Annotated in this window: 11 protein-coding genes; 4 read left to right on the forward strand and 7 right to left on the reverse strand. The window is 60.0% G+C overall.

Going from position 1 to position 16,047, the window contains the following annotated elements; all coding sequences use genetic code 11:
* Window positions 1-3: 3 nt before the first annotated feature.
* Together miaA and mutL are read right to left on the reverse strand one after the other, a co-directional pair.
* A complete protein-coding gene (gene miaA / locus B7G54_RS26695) occupies window positions 4-978 on the reverse strand; it encodes a tRNA (adenosine(37)-N6)-dimethylallyltransferase MiaA (protein ID WP_085041799.1) in 975 nt (324 codons plus the stop codon).
* Entirely contained in the window at window positions 975-2,963 is a 1,989-nt protein-coding gene (gene mutL, locus B7G54_RS26700) for a DNA mismatch repair endonuclease MutL (protein ID WP_085041800.1), read from the reverse strand. Before mutL ends, miaA begins: the two co-directional genes overlap by 4 nt.
* A 173-nt stretch (window positions 2,964-3,136) precedes the next feature.
* Between mutL and B7G54_RS26705 the strand changes: the two genes are divergently transcribed.
* The gene (locus B7G54_RS26705) at window positions 3,137-3,820 is read left to right on the forward strand and encodes a DedA family protein (RefSeq protein ID WP_085041801.1); all 684 of its coding nucleotides are present in this window, start codon (window positions 3,137-3,139) and stop codon (window positions 3,818-3,820) included.
* Between the two features lie 77 nt (window positions 3,821-3,897).
* Here B7G54_RS26705 and B7G54_RS26710 read toward each other — a convergent pair whose 3' ends face one another.
* The 4 genes from B7G54_RS26710 to B7G54_RS26725 all read right to left on the reverse strand — a co-directional run bounded on the left by B7G54_RS26710 (window position 3,898) and on the right by B7G54_RS26725 (window position 9,614).
* On the reverse strand, window positions 3,898-4,710 hold the full coding sequence (locus tag B7G54_RS26710) for a mechanosensitive ion channel family protein (protein ID WP_085041802.1): 813 nt from the start codon (window positions 4,708-4,710) through the stop codon (window positions 3,898-3,900).
* A 199-nt stretch (window positions 4,711-4,909) separates the two neighbouring features.
* The gene (locus B7G54_RS26715) at window positions 4,910-6,337 is read right to left on the reverse strand and encodes a mannose-1-phosphate guanylyltransferase/mannose-6-phosphate isomerase (protein WP_085041803.1); all 1,428 of its coding nucleotides are present in this window, start codon (window positions 6,335-6,337) and stop codon (window positions 4,910-4,912) included.
* 100 nt (window positions 6,338-6,437) lie between these two features.
* Window positions 6,438-8,462 (reverse strand): capsular polysaccharide export protein, LipB/KpsS family, encoded by a 2,025-nt coding sequence (locus B7G54_RS26720; RefSeq protein ID WP_085041804.1) that lies wholly within the window; start codon window positions 8,460-8,462, stop codon window positions 6,438-6,440.
* Window positions 8,463-9,614 carry a glycosyltransferase family 4 protein gene (locus tag B7G54_RS26725; RefSeq protein ID WP_085041805.1) on the reverse strand — a complete coding sequence of 384 codons (1,152 nt, stop codon included), beginning with the start codon at window positions 9,612-9,614 and terminating at the stop codon, window positions 8,463-8,465.
* Window positions 9,615-10,157: 543 nt separating this feature from the next.
* Between B7G54_RS26725 and B7G54_RS26730 the strand changes: the two genes are divergently transcribed.
* The 3 genes from B7G54_RS26730 (at window position 10,158) to B7G54_RS26740 (ending at window position 13,814) form a co-directional block, all read left to right on the forward strand.
* Window positions 10,158-11,327 (forward strand): polysaccharide biosynthesis/export family protein, encoded by a 1,170-nt coding sequence (locus tag B7G54_RS26730; RefSeq protein WP_085041806.1) that lies wholly within the window; start codon window positions 10,158-10,160, stop codon window positions 11,325-11,327.
* A 553-nt stretch (window positions 11,328-11,880) separates the two neighbouring features.
* The gene (gene gmd, locus B7G54_RS26735) at window positions 11,881-12,915 is read left to right on the forward strand and encodes a GDP-mannose 4,6-dehydratase (RefSeq protein ID WP_085041807.1); all 1,035 of its coding nucleotides are present in this window, start codon (window positions 11,881-11,883) and stop codon (window positions 12,913-12,915) included.
* A 5-nt stretch (window positions 12,916-12,920) separates the two neighbouring features.
* Entirely contained in the window at window positions 12,921-13,814 is an 894-nt protein-coding gene (locus tag B7G54_RS26740) for an NAD-dependent epimerase/dehydratase family protein (protein ID WP_085041808.1), read from the forward strand.
* 460 nt (window positions 13,815-14,274) lie between these two features.
* Here the strand turns inward: B7G54_RS26740 and B7G54_RS26745 are convergent, their stop codons facing one another.
* Window positions 14,275-15,903 (reverse strand): Wzt carbohydrate-binding domain-containing protein, encoded by a 1,629-nt coding sequence (locus tag B7G54_RS26745; protein ID WP_085041809.1) that lies wholly within the window; start codon window positions 15,901-15,903, stop codon window positions 14,275-14,277.
* Window positions 15,904-16,047 lie beyond the last annotated feature (144 nt).

A 16,047-nucleotide genomic window follows, 5' to 3' on the forward strand; every position in this document is an offset into this window, starting at 1 on the left:
CGGTCAGCCCGGCGTGCTGCCGTCGAGCACGCGTTCGAGCGCGTCGAGTGCGCGGGCTGTCGAATCGGGCGCGATGCAGTCGACGACGATCCGCTCCGGCATCGCACGCAGCCAGGTGATCTGGCGCTTGCAGAGCTGGCGCGTCGCGAAGATGCCCTTGTCGCGCATCGTCCGGTAGTCGGTGTCGCCGTCGAGGAATTCCCATGCCTGCCGGTAGCCGACGCAGCGCATCGACGGCAGGTCGGGATGGAGGTCTTCGCGACGGCGCAGCCGCTCGACTTCGTCGATGAAGCCCGCGTCGAGCATCGCATCGAAGCGCTGCGCGATCCGTGCGTGCAGTACCGCACGATCCGACGGTTCGAGCGCGACCGGCACGAAGCGGTAAGCGGCGGCCGCATCGTCGGTGCGCCGCGGCGCGGCGAGCAGCGCCGACATCGGCTGCCCGCTCAGCATGAACACTTCGAGCGCCCGCTGGATCCGTTGCGAATCGTTCGGCGCGAGCCGCGCGGCCGTGTCGGGATCGACTTGCGCGAGCCGTGCGTGCAGCGCGGGCCAACCGTCGCGCGCGGCTTCGGCATCGAGTGCCGCGCGCACGTCCGGATCGGCGCCCGGCAGGTCGTTGAGCCCTTGCGTCAACGCCTTGTAGTACAGCATCGTGCCGCCCGCGAGTAGCGGCGTGCGACCGCGGGCAGCGATCTCGCCGATCAGGCGCAGCGTGTCCGCGCGGAAACTCGCGGCCGAATACGCGTCGGCCGGATCGATGATGTCGATCAGGTGATGCGGCACGCTCGCGCGTTCTTCGCGCGATGGCTTCGCGGTGCCGATATCCATGTCGCGATAGACGAGCGCCGAATCGACGCTGACGATCTCGATCGGGCGGCGCGCGGCGAGCGCCAGCGCCGCGGCCGTCTTGCCCGATGCGGTGGGGCCGAGCAGGCAGGCGATCGTCGTCGGAGGGGACTGCAGAGAAGCGCTCATTGGCCACGCATGAACAGGCGGTCGAGATCGTTCAGCGTGAGCTGATACCACGTCGGCCGGCCGTGATTGCACTGGTCCGCGCGTTCGGTCGCCTCCATCTGCCGCAGCAGCGCGTTCATCTCGTCGAGCGTCAGGCGCCGGTTCGCGCGTACCGCGTGATGGCAGGCGAGCGTGCCCAGCAGCTCGTGCTGACGCTCGGTGAGCACGCGCGAGCCGCCGAACGCATGCAGGTCGGCGAGCACCGCGCGCGCGAGCGACTGCAGGTCGGCATCCTTCAGCAGCGCCGGCACCGCGCGGATCGCGAGCGTCGTCGGCGACAGCACCGCCAGGTCGAAGCCGAGCGATTCGAGCGTGTCGCGTTCTTCCTCGACCGTGCCGATCTCGACCGGCGTGGCCGTCATCGAGATCGGCAGCAGCAGTGCCTGCACGGCGACCGTCCGGTCGGCGAGCGCATTCTTGAACTGTTCGTACAGGATCCGCTCGTGGGCCGCGTGCATGTCGACGATCACGAGGCCGTGCGCGTTTTGCGCGAGCACGTAAATGCCGTGGATCTGGCCCAGCGCGAAGCCGAGCGGCTGCTCGTCGTGCGCGGTGGCGGCGATCGGCGATGCGGTGAAGCCCGGCAGCGGCGCGCTCGGCGCGTCGGCCGAATCGCGGGCGATGATCGTCGTGCCGTCCGGTGTGCCCGCGCCCGTGTCCTTGCGGCCGAACAGCGCGTCATAGAGCGCGAGCGGCTGCGCGACGGGCAGCGTGCCCTGGGTCATCCGCGCCTGACGCATCCACGTGTTACCTGATGACGCGGGCGACGACGACGGCGAGAAACCGCTGCCGCCGATGGCATTGCCCTGCTGGCTCTGGCCAAGCGGCGTAGCCAGGAACGAAGCCGGCCCGCGGGGTGCCGGCGAGAGTTGCGCGGCATGGCCGCCCGCCGTGGTTTCCGGCGACGCGCCCGCGTGGCGCGCGAGCGCGCGCTGGACCGCATGGAACACGTACTGGTGGATCGAGCGCGAATCGCGGAAGCGCACTTCGATCTTCGACGGGTGCACGTTCACGTCGACGGCTTCGGGCGGCAGGTCGAGGAACAGCACATACGACGGATAGCGGTCGCCGTGCAGCACGTCCTCGTAGGCCGCGCGCACCGCATGCGTCAGCAGCTTGTCGCGCACGAAGCGGCCGTTGACGAAGAAGTATTGCTGGTCGGCGCGCCCGCGGCTCGCGGTCGGCAGGCCGGCGCAGCCGTAGACCGCGAGCGGGCCGGCCTGCTCGTCGAGCGGCAGGTGCGCGGTTGCGAAGCTGTCGCCGAGGATCTTCGCGACGCGCTGTGCCGGCTCGGTCGCATTCCAGTGCTCGACCGCCTTGCCGTTGTGCAGCACCGAGATCGCGACGTCCGGCCGCGCGAGCGCCGCGCGGCGGATCATTTCCAGGCAGTGGCCGAACTCGGTCTGCTCGCTCTTCAGGAACTTGCGCCGTGCGGGCGTGTTGAAGTACAGCTCGCGCACCTCGATCGTCGTGCCGGTCGCGCCGGCGGCGGGTGACAGCACGCCCGTCTGCGCGTCGATCTTCATCGCATGCGCGGCATCGGCCGTCCGGCTCGTGATCGACATCTCGGCGACCGACGCGATCGACGCGAGCGCTTCGCCGCGGAACCCGAGCGTGGCCACCGCCTCGAGCTCCTCGAGCGAGCGGATCTTGCTGGTGGCATGGCGCATCAGTGCGAGCGCGAGCTCGTCCGGCGGAATCCCGCAGCCGTCGTCGGTGATCGAGATGCGCTTGACGCCGCCTTCTTCCAGCACGATGCGTAGCGTCGTGGCGCCGGCGTCCATCGCGTTCTCGAGCAGCTCCTTGACGACCGACGCCGGGCGTTCGACGACCTCGCCGGCGGCGATCTGGCTGATCAGCTGGTCGGGCAGGGGCTGGATCGCGCGCAGCGGGCGCGGGGCGGGGGCGGGCGCGGCGCCCGCGGCCGTTTCGGTGATATCGGACATGGCCGAATTATAGCGAGGCGGCGAATGCGTGCCGGGGCGACCGGCGGTTACGTTTTTTCACGGAGCCTTAAGGTAGTTTCGGTATCATGGGTCCGTAACACGCGCCGCCTTGACCGGTGGGCGCTTCAGCCTTTTTCGGCCGTTCCGGCCCCATCGCCTTCGAGGAATCGCATTTGGATACGCTGCTTCATTTCGTCAATCTTGTCCTGCATATCGACGCATTCCTCGGCGATTTCATCCGGCAATACGGCGCATGGGTCTATCTCGTGCTGTTCCTGATCGTGTTCTGCGAGACGGGGCTCGTCGTGTTCCCGTTCCTGCCCGGCGATTCTTTGCTGTTCATCGGCGGCGCGTTCGCGGCGGCCGGGGAAATGAACGTCGGTGTGCTGATCGGGCTGCTGCTCGTCGCGGCGATTGCCGGCAACACCGTGAACTACATGATCGGCCGCTGGGTTGGCCCGAAGGTGTTCAATACGCATATCCCGGTGCTCGAGCGCTTCCTCGATCGCGCCGCGCTGCAGAAGACCCACTCGTTCTACGACAAGCACGGCGGCAAGACGATCGTGCTCGCGCGCTTCATCCCGGTCGTGCGGACGTTCGCGCCGTTCGTTGCGGGTGCGTCGTCGATGAGCGCCGCGCGCTTCCAGCTCTTCAACGTGATCGGTGCGCTGGTGTGGGTGCTGCTGCTCGTGCTGCTCGGCTATTTCTTCGGCAACATTCCGTTCATCCGCCAGTACCTGAACGTGATCGTGCTGGTCGGGATCGGCGCGGCGATCGTGCCGGTCGCGCTCGGCGCGGTGTGGAAGCTCGTGCGCGGGCGGCAGTCGGATCATGTGCAGAAGACGGGGGGGCGTTGAGCGGGTGAGCTTCGTTTCCTTTTCGGCACAATAAAAAAGCGCCCTGCGGGGCGCTTTTTTTTCGTCCGGTGCCGCAGTTACGCGTTGCGATGCGAGAACGGGGTTTCGGGCGTCGGGTATTGCGCGTCGCGGAACGTGTCGAGGATCACGCGGTTGGTGTCGCAGTACACCTGCCAGTAGTTCTCGGGTGCCGTGGACGGGCGCACGAACAGCAGCGGGCCTTCCGGCGTGAACTGCAGCACGCCGACGTCCGGCGCCGGGTTGGTCAGTACGTTCGGGATCTGCTGGATCGACGCCTTCAGGCGGTTGATCGCGTCGACCGCATCGACGCCGTTCGCGATCTTCGCGGTCAGGTCGACGCGACGATGCGACGTTGCGCTGTAGTTGGCGATGTTGTCCGAAAAGATCTTGTTGTTGCCGACGATGGTCACGATGTTGTCCGGCGTGATGATCGTCGTGCCGAACAGGCCGAGCTCCTTGACCGTGCCCGTGACGCCGCCCGCGTTGATCACGTCGCCGATCTTGAACGGACGCAGCACCTGCATGAACACGCCTGCGGCGAAATGCGCGAGCAGGCCGCCCCAGGCGGTGCCGATTGCGAGGCCGAGGCCGGCGAGCAGGGCGGCGAACGAGGTCGTCTGCACGCCGAAGATCTGCAGGATCGCGAGGATCAGCAGGATCGTCAGCAGCACGCCGACGACGGAGGTCAGGTAGTCGGTCAGCGTCGGGTCGACCTTGCCGCTGCGGCGCACGACCTTGCCGAGCAGGCGCGTGCCGATGCGGATCGCCCAGCGGCCGATGAACCACAATACGATCGCGGCGAGGAGGTTGAGGCCGAAGTCGAGGCCGCGGGTCATCAGGAATTGCTGGGCTGTGGCGAGATCGATCATGCGTTCTCCGAAGTCAAGAGTAGAAAGGGCGGCGCATGCACCGGATGGGTGGCGCTTTTATAACCTGACCTGTGCGGGGCGGGCAACCTGCCTGACATTGCTTGACGTAATGAGAAACGGGCAGGACGCGTGTGCGTGCTGCCCGTTTGGTGCATCGGATCGACGCCAGTTGCGGCGCACGACCCGGAAGTCGCCGTGTTTACGACGCTGCGCGGCCGTAGGTGTCTTCGAAGCGGACGATATCGTCCTCGCCGAGGTAGGCGCCCGACTGGACTTCGATCAGTTCGAGCGGGATCTTGCCGGGGTTCGTCAGCCGGTGGGTCGCGCCGAGCGGGATGTAGGTCGACTGGTTCTCGGTCAGCATGATTTCCTTGTCGCCGTTCGTGACCATCGCCGTGCCCTTCACGACGATCCAGTGCTCGGCGCGATGGTGGTGCATCTGCAGGCTCAGCTGCGCGCCGGGGTTCACGATGATGCGCTTGACCTGGAAGCGGTCGCCCTGGTCGATGCCCTCATAGGAACCCCACGGGCGGACGACGCGGCGATGCGTGACCGACTCGTGACGACCGGAGGCATTCAGCCACTCGACGATTTTCTTGACGTCCTGGGCCTTGTCTCGATGCGCGACCAGCACGGCGTCGGCGGTTTCCACGATCACGATGTCGTCGAGGCCGATTGCCGCAACCATCCGATGTTCCGCACGGATGTACGAGTTCTTCACCGCGTCGGTGAATATGTCGCCGATGAGCGCGTTGCCTTGATCGTCGGCTTTCGCGATGTCCGCAAGCGCGCTCCACGACCCGATGTCGTTCCAGCCGAGGTCGGCCGCCGCGACGACGGCTGCGCGCTCGGTCTTCTCCATGACTGCGTAGTCGATCGAAACGTTCGGGCAGGCTGCAAACACTTCAGCGTCGAGGCGGACGAAGTCGTTGTCCCGCTTGGCGGATTCGAACGAGAGTTCTGCCTGGCGGGCGATTTCCGGTGCATGGCGATGCAACTCCTCCATGTACGTGGACGCCTTCAGCATGAACATGCCGCTGTTCCAGTAGTAGTTGCCATCGCTGAGGAAGCGTTCGGCTGTCGGCGCGTCGGGTTTTTCGACGAATGCGTCGACTTTGTAGACCTGCTTGCCGTCCGCGACGGCCGGGCCGCGACGGATATAGCCGAAACCGGTGTGCGCTTCCGTCGGCGTGATGCCGAACGTGACGAGATGCTGGTCTGCTGCGATGGCGGCTGCCTCAGTGGCCGCAGCGATGAATGCGGGCTCGTTGAGGATGACGTGGTCGGACGGCAGCACCAGCAGCAGTGCGTCAGGCGATTCGTGCAGGGCGAGCAGCGCAGAGATCGCGATCGCGGGCGCGGTGTTGCGGCCTACCGGCTCGAGCACGATCGACGACGGGGTGATTTTTACCTGGCGGAGTTGTTCCGCGACCAGGAAACGCTGTTCGTTGTTGGTGACGACGATGGGGGCGGCGGCGCCCGGGATGTGCTGAAGTCGGACGGCTGTCTGCTGGACGAGCGTCTGGTCGCCCGTCAGTTTCAGGTATTGCTTCGGATAGCCGCCTCGCGACATCGGCCAAAGGCGGGTGCCGCTGCCGCCGCACAGGATTACCGGATAAATAGTCATGGTTGCCATTAGTGATGGAGCCCTCGGTGGCTCGTTGTTTCCGTTGGACGTGCCATTTTTAGCTATTTTGGTCACGTTTTTGTTTAACAACTTTCAATAATTAAAACTCTTTGCGTTTCGGCCCCTGTTTGGTTTCGATTTGCCAGACCGCGTGGCGAAGCGCATTGCGGGTCCAGCGAACGATCTTGAACAGCGGACGTATTGGGTTGCCTTGAATCTTGCCAAGCGGTCGTCCCGCAGGTTTTGCCAAGCGGCGGACAACTGCCTCGGGTGTGGTGTAGAGCCGAAGCGTCCAATCCCAGTACAACGGGTAGCGTAAAAGAGCACCGGCGGTCAGCATATCAAGCGAGAGGGTGCGTTTGCGCCATGGTTGCTCAAGGGCGTCATGCGTTAGGCCCCACCCGGCGTAAAACGGCAATCCGTAAGTGAACACGGATTTTCCTCGCAATAGCGCATCGAAACCTGCCAGTGATGACAGCGTATGGACTTCGTCAGCCACTTCGATGAGTGATATCAGATCTGAGTCAACGTCGACCGCGTCCGCAAGGCGAGTGGCGTTAACAAGACCTACGCGGTTTCCTGACAGGACGTCGGGATGCGGCTTATACACGATGAAAGCGTCTGGTCGACGTGCACGTACTTCGTGTAGCAGTGCTTCAGAGGTGGTGATTCCTCGAGTGCCGAGGCGAATCGACGCGTCGTCTGCGACCTGGCCCGGGACGAGGATGATGCATTTGTTTGCTGGTGCGCGCCAGGTCGGCGCGCAGCGCCCGAGGTTGTACTTGGTCAGTCCAAGACTCACGATTTCCGCACGTAGCGCGGCGGCGCGCGCCAACTCGAACGGCGGGAAATCCGCGTCGTTCAACAGTGCTGTCAGATCGCTCGGTCTGGCGGGGTCAAAGTAAAGGCCGCGCCGATCGATCACCTGGCTCTGAGGTGCAATCATGTCCGATCCGAGGCCCGTCGAATGGAGAAAGCCGTCTTCGATACGGACCATCGGAACTCCGTCCGGCAGACCTTCTGCAGTGCGAGCCCCCCAGAGTGCTGCGTGCTCGTCGGCCAATAGCTCGCTGGGGCTCCCGACCCAACGCAAATCGCCGCCGCCTGCAGTCAGGTACGGCGTTGCAAACGGGCGCTTCCACCATTGAAATCGAATCGCGACAACGTGTCGGAGGTCTTCGTAGCGTGTGGTTACCGCGCGTTGAAGCGCGATGGAGTCCAACAGCGCATCGAGTGTGCCGAGCTCGTGAGTTGCCGGGTCGATGTGCCGAGCGAAGCGAACGAACACGACATGGAATAGTGCCGCGAGTGATGCGCGTGAGCGGCGTTCCGGCTGCGTGCAGTGATCGTGGGTCATTCCCCAGCCCGCATAGTACGGCGTGCCGAAGACATGGACGGGCGTGTCGCACAGCATGGCATGTAAGCCTTCTGGCGCGGCGACCGTATAGACATGCTCGACGTGAGGTAGTGATGCGCCGAGCGCATAAGAAGAATCAAAATGTCGTATGCCGGCGGGTAGCTCGCAAGTGCGCGATAACCATGGCCCGCAGCCGGGTGCCGAACTCCGGGCAAGCCAGAACTCAGCATCCGGGTGCGCGCGGACGGCTGTTGCCAGCATTTGTTGAAAGCTAGCGCGTCGTACTTTGGGAGGGGCGTCAAAGCGCCCGCCCGATGCGCGCTCGTCAATTAGCAACACGCGTTGCTTGTCTGTGGCTCGCCCCAGTTCTGGAATGCAGCGAGGAATGCGGTGGACTGGATCGAGGGCGCAGGCGAGGATGAATCTTTGCATCTGCGCCGAAACGTCCGGTAGTGCGTCGGTGCCGGACACTTCAAGTGCTGCGTCAATAGATTCAATCCAGGCGCGTGCAGTAAGGGTTGCGAGTGGCACGCAAAACCAGGACAGGATCGGCCCCTCGCCGCGCTTTCGCGGCAGGATGGAACTCGGCCAGACAGCATCGATATTCTTCCTCGACAGTCGACGTGCAATTTGCCGCATTATCGGACCTGACCATCGATCGGCCCGAAGCAGGCGGGGCAACGCATCGGCGCTGTTGCGGCCCGCTGTCAGCCCATCAGGTCGGGAGCCGTCAATGGCGCGAGGAGAGGTGATCGTCGGGCCGCTCATCTAGCGCAATGTTTCCAGAAAGCGGTCGACGTGGCCGAAGTGTTCGTCCCACGTTGGTTCGCTGAAGCGCTTGATACGTCGCAATTGCTCGTCACGCGCCGGGCATTGCTCCTGTGTGTACGCGTGGATTTGATCGAACCAGCCGAGCCCGTCGAGCGGGTCGAGGTAGTCGGGAATATCGCCAGCGACTTCACGGAATACCCCGAGATCGCTCGCTAGCACTGGTACGCCCAGCGCTAGCGCTTCGGCGAGTGGCATGCCATACCCTTCAACAAAGGAAGGAAATAGTAGCGCGCGCGCGTGTTGAAGCCAGGCGCGCAAACGTTCGTCGCTGCAGTCGGATTCTTCGATGACCGCGTCGCCCAGACTGGCGCAACGCTCCAGCATATCGACTACATTCTCGCATTCCCAGCCACGCCGACCGACAATGACGAGCTTGGGTGCAGAGGCGCCGAACCGCTCCACCAGCCGGCGCCAGATATGGAGCATGAACCAGTGATTCTTGCGCGGCTCAATGGTGCCCAGCATCACGAAATATGGTGCATCCAGCGGAGCGGACACACTCGTTCGCGACGTAATCGCGGGCGCGAGGCGTGCGACTACGTTCGGAGGAAGCGGTAATCCGGCACGATTCGCTTCCATGCCGAGTGAATCGAGCGTCGCTTGCGAATTGGTGATCAGGCCGTCGGCATGCCGCAGTGCTGTGTAGATACGTTGACGATGCGCACCATCGACACCAGGGCGGCAGTACTCAGGATGAGTCAGCGGAATCAGATCATGCACCATGAAAACCGTGCGAATGTTTCGACACTTCATCGAGCGGTAATAGCGCGGGTGCTCCATGCCGTTGTGACTTGTGTGGAGCAGAACACCTCGTTCGAAGTAACGATTGCTCAAAGAATCCACGCAAGCACGAGCCACAATCTTGCGAATTGCGCAGCGATCGCGGATCGATTGCGACAGCAACTCGAATGCCTGTCGGGAATTTCTTTCCGTCAGCACGACCGAGATTCCGCGTTCGCTCAAGACAGCACGGGCGTGAGTTCCATATCGCTGGATGTATGCGAGCCCGACGCGATCGACGCCGGTTGGCAGCAGGCCATCAGAAAGGCGCGACAGGAGTCGGGATACGTCGAGGAAAATGTTTATCACTAGTACAACAAATGGAGTGGTAGTGCCGGAATTGATGCTTCGGACTCGGCCTCGAAGTGGCGGGAGTACTCGCGCCTTGCCCGGCCTGCCGATCGCCGTTCCTGGCTGTCAATGATCTACGGCAGCATCAAATTTTGTGGTTCCCCTTGTTGACGAGCGTGGTATCCCCTAAAGTGACGGCAATTCACGTTTCCGGTAGCCGCTGACCACGTCAGGTGCCCCCCGGTTGGAGTGCCGTCTGACTTCGCCGCGGATCATGCGGGCGGCGCGTCGACTCAGGTAGTGAGCAGGCCTCGACGCATTATTTGACGCGGACGAGGGCAAATGTTAGCTGAAAAATTTGCGTCAATCTACCGGGACTTAAGGGATGTGTTGTTGAAATGTGTGATCTGGAAACGTTTTCGTACCTGCGGTTTTGAGGTTTGGCCGGGCACCAATGATCCACGTCGACTGACGAGATTTGGTATGCAGCGCTCAGATTCTTTTAAGCCTATTTAACATTGTGCGATAATTCGCGCCAAACCTAAATTGTCAGCTTTAAAAATGCCGCGTTTATCTCGCACTGCTTTTCAGGTTGTGCTCGTTGGTTGTGCGACCTTGCTAGTAGGTTGTTCCAGTATTCCGGCGTCCGGTCCAAGCCGCGCACAAATTGATCGGGCGGCCGCGGCGCAGGACAACGCGCTGGGTATCCAGATTGTCGATGTGACGGATGACGTTGCCCGTCGGCTGTATGCGGAGCGAGGCAAGGAGAATTTTTCCGCCGTGTTCGGCGGCAAGACTGCCTTTCAACAGCAGTTGGGCATCGGCGACATGATTGAGGTATCGATCTGGGAGGCGCCACCGGCGACGCTTTTTGGCGCTGCACAGGGCGATTCCAAGGGCAGTGTTGCCAACGCGCGTGTGACTGTATTGCCCGATCAGACGATCGATGGCAACGGTGAGGTCAACATTCCGTTCATCGGTGCCGTGAAAGCAGCCGGTCGGACGACCACCCAACTCCAGCAATATATCGCGGGCCGGCTCAAGAACATGGCTCACGATCCTCAAGTGCTCGTCAGGCTTTCCCGGAACGAGACATCGTATGTCACGGTTGTCGGAAGCGTGGCGAGTAGCACCCGGATGCAGCTGACTGCGCGCGGCGAACGTCTTCTTGACGCGCTAGCGACTGCCGGTGGTGTTAAGGAACCTGTCGGCAAAGTAACTATTCAGGTTACGCGCGGCAGCGAGGTGGTATCGATGCCGCTTGATACGGTGATCCGGGATCCGCGTCAGAACATTCCGCTGCGCGCTGGCGACGTAGTTACCGCGTTGTTCCAGCCCTATAGCTTTATGTCGCTTGGTGCTACTGGCAAGAATCAGGAGGTCGATTTCGAGACGCAGGGCATCACGCTGGCTCAGGCGCTCGCGCGTTCCGGTGGACTGGAGGATTCGCGTTCGGACGCTCAAGGGGTCTTTGTTTTTCGGCTAGAGAGCGCGGATGCATTGTCTTGGCCGAAAACGCCAGTGCGTACGACGGCAGAAGGCAAGGTGCCGGTTATTTATCGGATCAATCTGCGTGACCCCAATTCCTTCTTCGCGTTACAGAGCTTCGTCATGGAGAATAAGGACCTGCTGTACGTGTCGAACGCACCGGTCACCGAAGTGCAGAAGGTTCTCAATCTGGTGTTCTCCGTCGTGTACCCGGTGGTCACTGGGGTGCAGACGTTTAGATGACGCTTGGATTGCGCAACTGGGATCCATCATTCAAAAATGACGGCTGAATTGGAGACGCATGCGTGGCGTGGTGCGCCAATATTTGTCTTCGCCATGTGGAGTAGAGTTCGCTATATGCGGGATCGGTCCGATCGGGTGACTATTGCTGTCGAGATCATCTGATCTGGCGATGGTGGAGCATCGGAAATACATCGCAGAGTAACGATCCACGTTGGTCGGAGCGCAGGAGTTCGCTGTACACATCACTTCCTTCGATAAAGAAAATGCTCCTGCTCTGGGTTGGGTGTGAAGGGATGCCGATCGCTTGAAACGCAACCCAGGTGATCGAAGTGGGGTTTCGGAAAATTGAGTGCGCGGGGTATTGCCTAGGTCGGGAGTGTGAATCCGACGAGGGCGATAGAAGAGAGTACAGTGACGCGCTGTGCAGTAGCGTAAAGAGGCCGGTAGCGTTTCGCTCGGGTGATCGGACACCGGGTGGTAGTGCTTTCGGTTTGAGGAATTCGGGCTCGTTGGCGTCATTCCGCCGAATCATTTATTTATAGTGGATTTGGAAATGAAAAAAGCAATCATCACTGGCATCACTGGGCAAGACGGTGCTTATCTGGCGCAGCTTCTGCTGGAGAAAGGCTATGTGGTATATGGAACGTACCGTCGCACGAGTTCTGTCAACTTCTGGCGCATTGAAGAGCTGGGGATTGCTGATCATCCGAATCTGAAGCTGGTCGAATACGATCTGACGGATCTTGGTGCGAGTATTCAACTGCTGAAGAGCTCCGAAGCAACCGAAGTCTACAATCTCGCCGCACAGAGCTTCGTGGGTGTTTCGTTCGATCAACCCACTACGACCGCGCAAATTACGGGCCTCGGTCCGCTGAACTTGCTCGAAGCCATTCGGATTGTCAATCCGGAGGTGCGTTTCTACCAAGCAAGCACATCCGAAATGTTCGGCAAGGTGCAAGCCATTCCGCAAGTCGAAAGCACACCGTTTTATCCGCGCAGCCCGTATGGTGTCGCCAAGCTCTATGCACACTGGATGACGGTCAATTACCGCGAGAGCTATGACATCTTCGGATGCAGCGGGATTCTGTTTAATCACGAATCGCCGCTCCGTGGCCGGGAATTTGTGACGCGCAAGATTACCGATAGCATGGCCAAGATTCACCTGGGCAAGCTCGACGTACTTGAACTCGGTAACCTTGACGCAAAGCGCGACTGGGGATTTGCGAAAGAGTATGTCGAGGGCATGTGGCGCATGCTTCAGGCTGATACTCCCGATACGTATGTGCTTGCGACCAATCGGACAGAAACGGTTCGTGATTTCGTGACGATGGCTGCGCGCGCCGTTGATGTTGATATCGACTGGAAGGGAAGTGCTGAACAGGAAGTGGGCTACGACACGAAGAGTGGTAAGGTGATCGTGAAGATCAACCCCAAGTTCTATCGCCCGGCAGAAGTGGATTTGCTGATTGGCGATCCGGCAAAGGCAGGTAAGGAACTGGGCTGGGAGCCCAAGACCTCGCTCGAAGAACTTTGCCAGATGATGGTTGAGGCGGATGTACGCCGGAACAAAGCGGGCTTTTCGTTCTGAGTGCCATGTCGAAGATCCTGATTACGGGAATTCGAGGGTTCACCGGCCAGCATCTCGTTAAGGAGTTGCTGGCCGCGGGGCACGAAGTCTGCGGACTGTCGCATGCCCCCGCCTCAGAAGACACCGTGCCGATTCACGTTTGCGACTTGCTCGACCGCGACAGCCTTGCGGATGTGTTGACACGCGAGCAGCCTCAGGCCGTCATACACATGGCTGCGATCGCTTTTGTTGCTCATGGCGACGTACGGGCGATCTACGACACCAATGTGGTGGGTACGCGTAATCTCCTCGATGCAATTCATGCTACGGGCTGTCGTCCTCAGGCCGTGCTCCTGCCAAGCAGTGCTAACGTATACGGCAATTCGGATCGGGAGATCATCGACGAATCGACGGTTCCCAATCCGGCAAACGACTATGCCGTCAGCAAACTGGCAATGGAATATGTTGCCAGGCTGTGGATGGACAAATTGCCCATTACCATCGTCCGTCCGTTTAACTACACCGGTGTCGGTCAGCCTGCGAATTTTCTGCTTCCGAAGATCGTCGCGCATTTCAAGGAACGCAAGGCGACGCTGGAGCTCGGCAATCTCGATGTTATCAGGGACTTTTCTGACGTCCGGAACGTTGTAGCGGCCTATGGAAAACTGCTAAGCGGAGAATTTGCGGGTCAGATTTTCAACGTATGTTCTGGGACCGGATATGCATTACGGGACATCCTAGGCATGATGGAAGTGCTGACGGGTCATAGCCCGGAGATCCGGGTGAATCTCGCATTCGTCCGAGCCAGCGAGGTGCGTAAGCTGATCGGTTCGAATGAACGATTGACTAGCGCGATTGGCGAGCTTCCAACCATTCCGCTCAGTGACACGTTGCGTTGGATGCTGGAGAGCGCCCAATAAAGCTGCCCTTTGTAGTTGATCTGCAGCGGAATCTTGGGACCGCTAGGGCGCGATGAACGCCGGATTGGTTGCAGCAGTCTCACTGCGAGCGCGGGACGTTGGAAGTGGCAAATCCGACGCGGTTGTTGGACCGAATGAACGGCCCCGCACACGGCTTGCCGACCCACAAGGCTAGCGAGCGGCGACGCGTCGTTGCCGCATCGCTTACAGTCCGTTCTTCGCCCCTTGCCTAAGCTCGCTCGTCATACATGCTTATCTGGTCACCTATAAGCAGGCGACAAAGGTGGTTGAATATCCGGTGCGCATCTACCACCGTGAGCGGCCACTTGCTGATACTAAATGCGAGGCGCCGGATGTGGCGCTTCCGGCGCTAACGCGGGTAACAACGGTCAACCGATTCTAAGACTGCCTCGTCCGTGCACTAGACAGCAGTCTCGAAGACTGGTTGATTTCGGCAGTTCTAGTCGGTAATTTCGAATGAATGCGATCGACCGTCGATCCCATGTACATTCGTAGAAAGCCTAAGTGGAGTAAATCCACATTCGTCGAACCAGCACACCATCTCCTGGACTGGCTGGGCCTCTAGTTCATAGCGACCAGGCAGTTTAGGCGCTTCAACTACCATCGCTACCGTAACACTTTTTCCACGGAGAAGTTGTCCGCCTGGCAGCGGTGTCCGTTGACCGTCGAACACTACGAATTCTCCGCTCTCGTCTAACCAGCGGTAAGAAAGGCTAATCGGGTTGGAATGAAGGCTTATCCAATCCTGATTTGAATTGTTGCTTAAAGTAACGAGTAGAGAATATGTTTTGCTGGCATTCACTTCTTGTCCAGCCGAAGTCGATTGCAAGGTGCCTGTACCATCGGTGACCGGCATCGCAATACCTTCCGAAATTCGGTAACAGTCCATTGCCGTCGTGAGTTCCGCATAGCCAACCGAAGGGGTCACGCGTTCGTGAGTCACGTGGAACGTGACAAGCTCGTCATACCATGCAAGATTGCGCATCTCGCCAGCAATTCGCTCAGCAAATGCAAAGCCAGCAGTGTATACACCTTCTGGAAGGTCGGCGACACATGCGCAACGGAACCGATAGATGCCTGGGGTGATTGCAACAATCTTGTTTCCCAGCATGGTGGTATTCGTTCCGAATGCCCAGCGGCGCACGCTGTCAAATATATGAATACCTATCTCGAGGTCTGGAACATCCGTCGAGATTGAAAATTCAACTAGAAACGAGAGAATGCTGCCATATTTGCAATTGCGTTCGCCGTCGACCTTGGCCGAGATGAGTGAAAAACGACTGTCATTGAAGTTTGTGGCGACGAGACGCTCAATTGGCGTCCAGGCTGGTACCTGAACAGCGGGCCGTTGCCACCGTCGACGTTCTTGAGCGTAGCGATCGCGAACGATTTCGTAGAATTCAAGGTCGAGCGCATTGAGTTCTTCGAGTCGTCGCCTGAGTTGCGCTGAGGCACGAGTAGAACTGGGGCGCGTAAGTGTAACGTTAACTTTCGCGATTTCTCGAGGAGCAGGTGCGCCAAGTAGTGCTGCGAAATCACTGAGAAAGTCGGGCATAGATTCGTAAATTCCCCAAAGATCGTACTTTTCCAAAACGGCGAGCGCTTTGGCAAGCCGTTCTGCATCAGTGAACGTCGGAGTCGGATCTATCGAGCAAAAATGCTCAATATAAGGATTTACGATTTGCCCTAGCAATGAAACACTTGATTCGCCTTCTGAATCAATAAATTCCTTAGTCTGGTGCCATAGAGCCGCGAGGTCACTTGCATCATGATTTTGGTGCACGAAGAAAATCCAGCTAATCGCTCGATCAAGCGGCTCGCGCAAGAAAGTCACATATTCGTAACGAGGATCGAATCCCTCGCCTTGAAACGACATATGGGCAGATATTAGTGAGTATTCGCCACCAAATTGCCTGATCAGCTCTCGATGGGCAGAGTTGAAGCTCGTCGCGGCACAGCCGGAGCCGAGTGTAGATACGAGCCATGCATTAATCGCCTGTCCAGCCGTTTTGGGTAGATGGTCGAAAATAACGCGCCCTGAAAATCCCCGCGGTCGATTTATAATCATGCGTTTATCAAGCTTGCTTGAACTATCCTGATTTATCAAATGAATTCGGAGTCACATAGCCCTCCAAAGCGTTCGTGAGCGTACGTTTTGGAGGGCAGTCCGATGCAGGCCTTATCTGTAAATTCCGAAAAAATTTCGCTGCCG

Source organism: Burkholderia puraquae (assembly GCF_002099195.1).
Lineage (GTDB): Bacteria > Pseudomonadota > Gammaproteobacteria > Burkholderiales > Burkholderiaceae > Burkholderia > Burkholderia puraquae.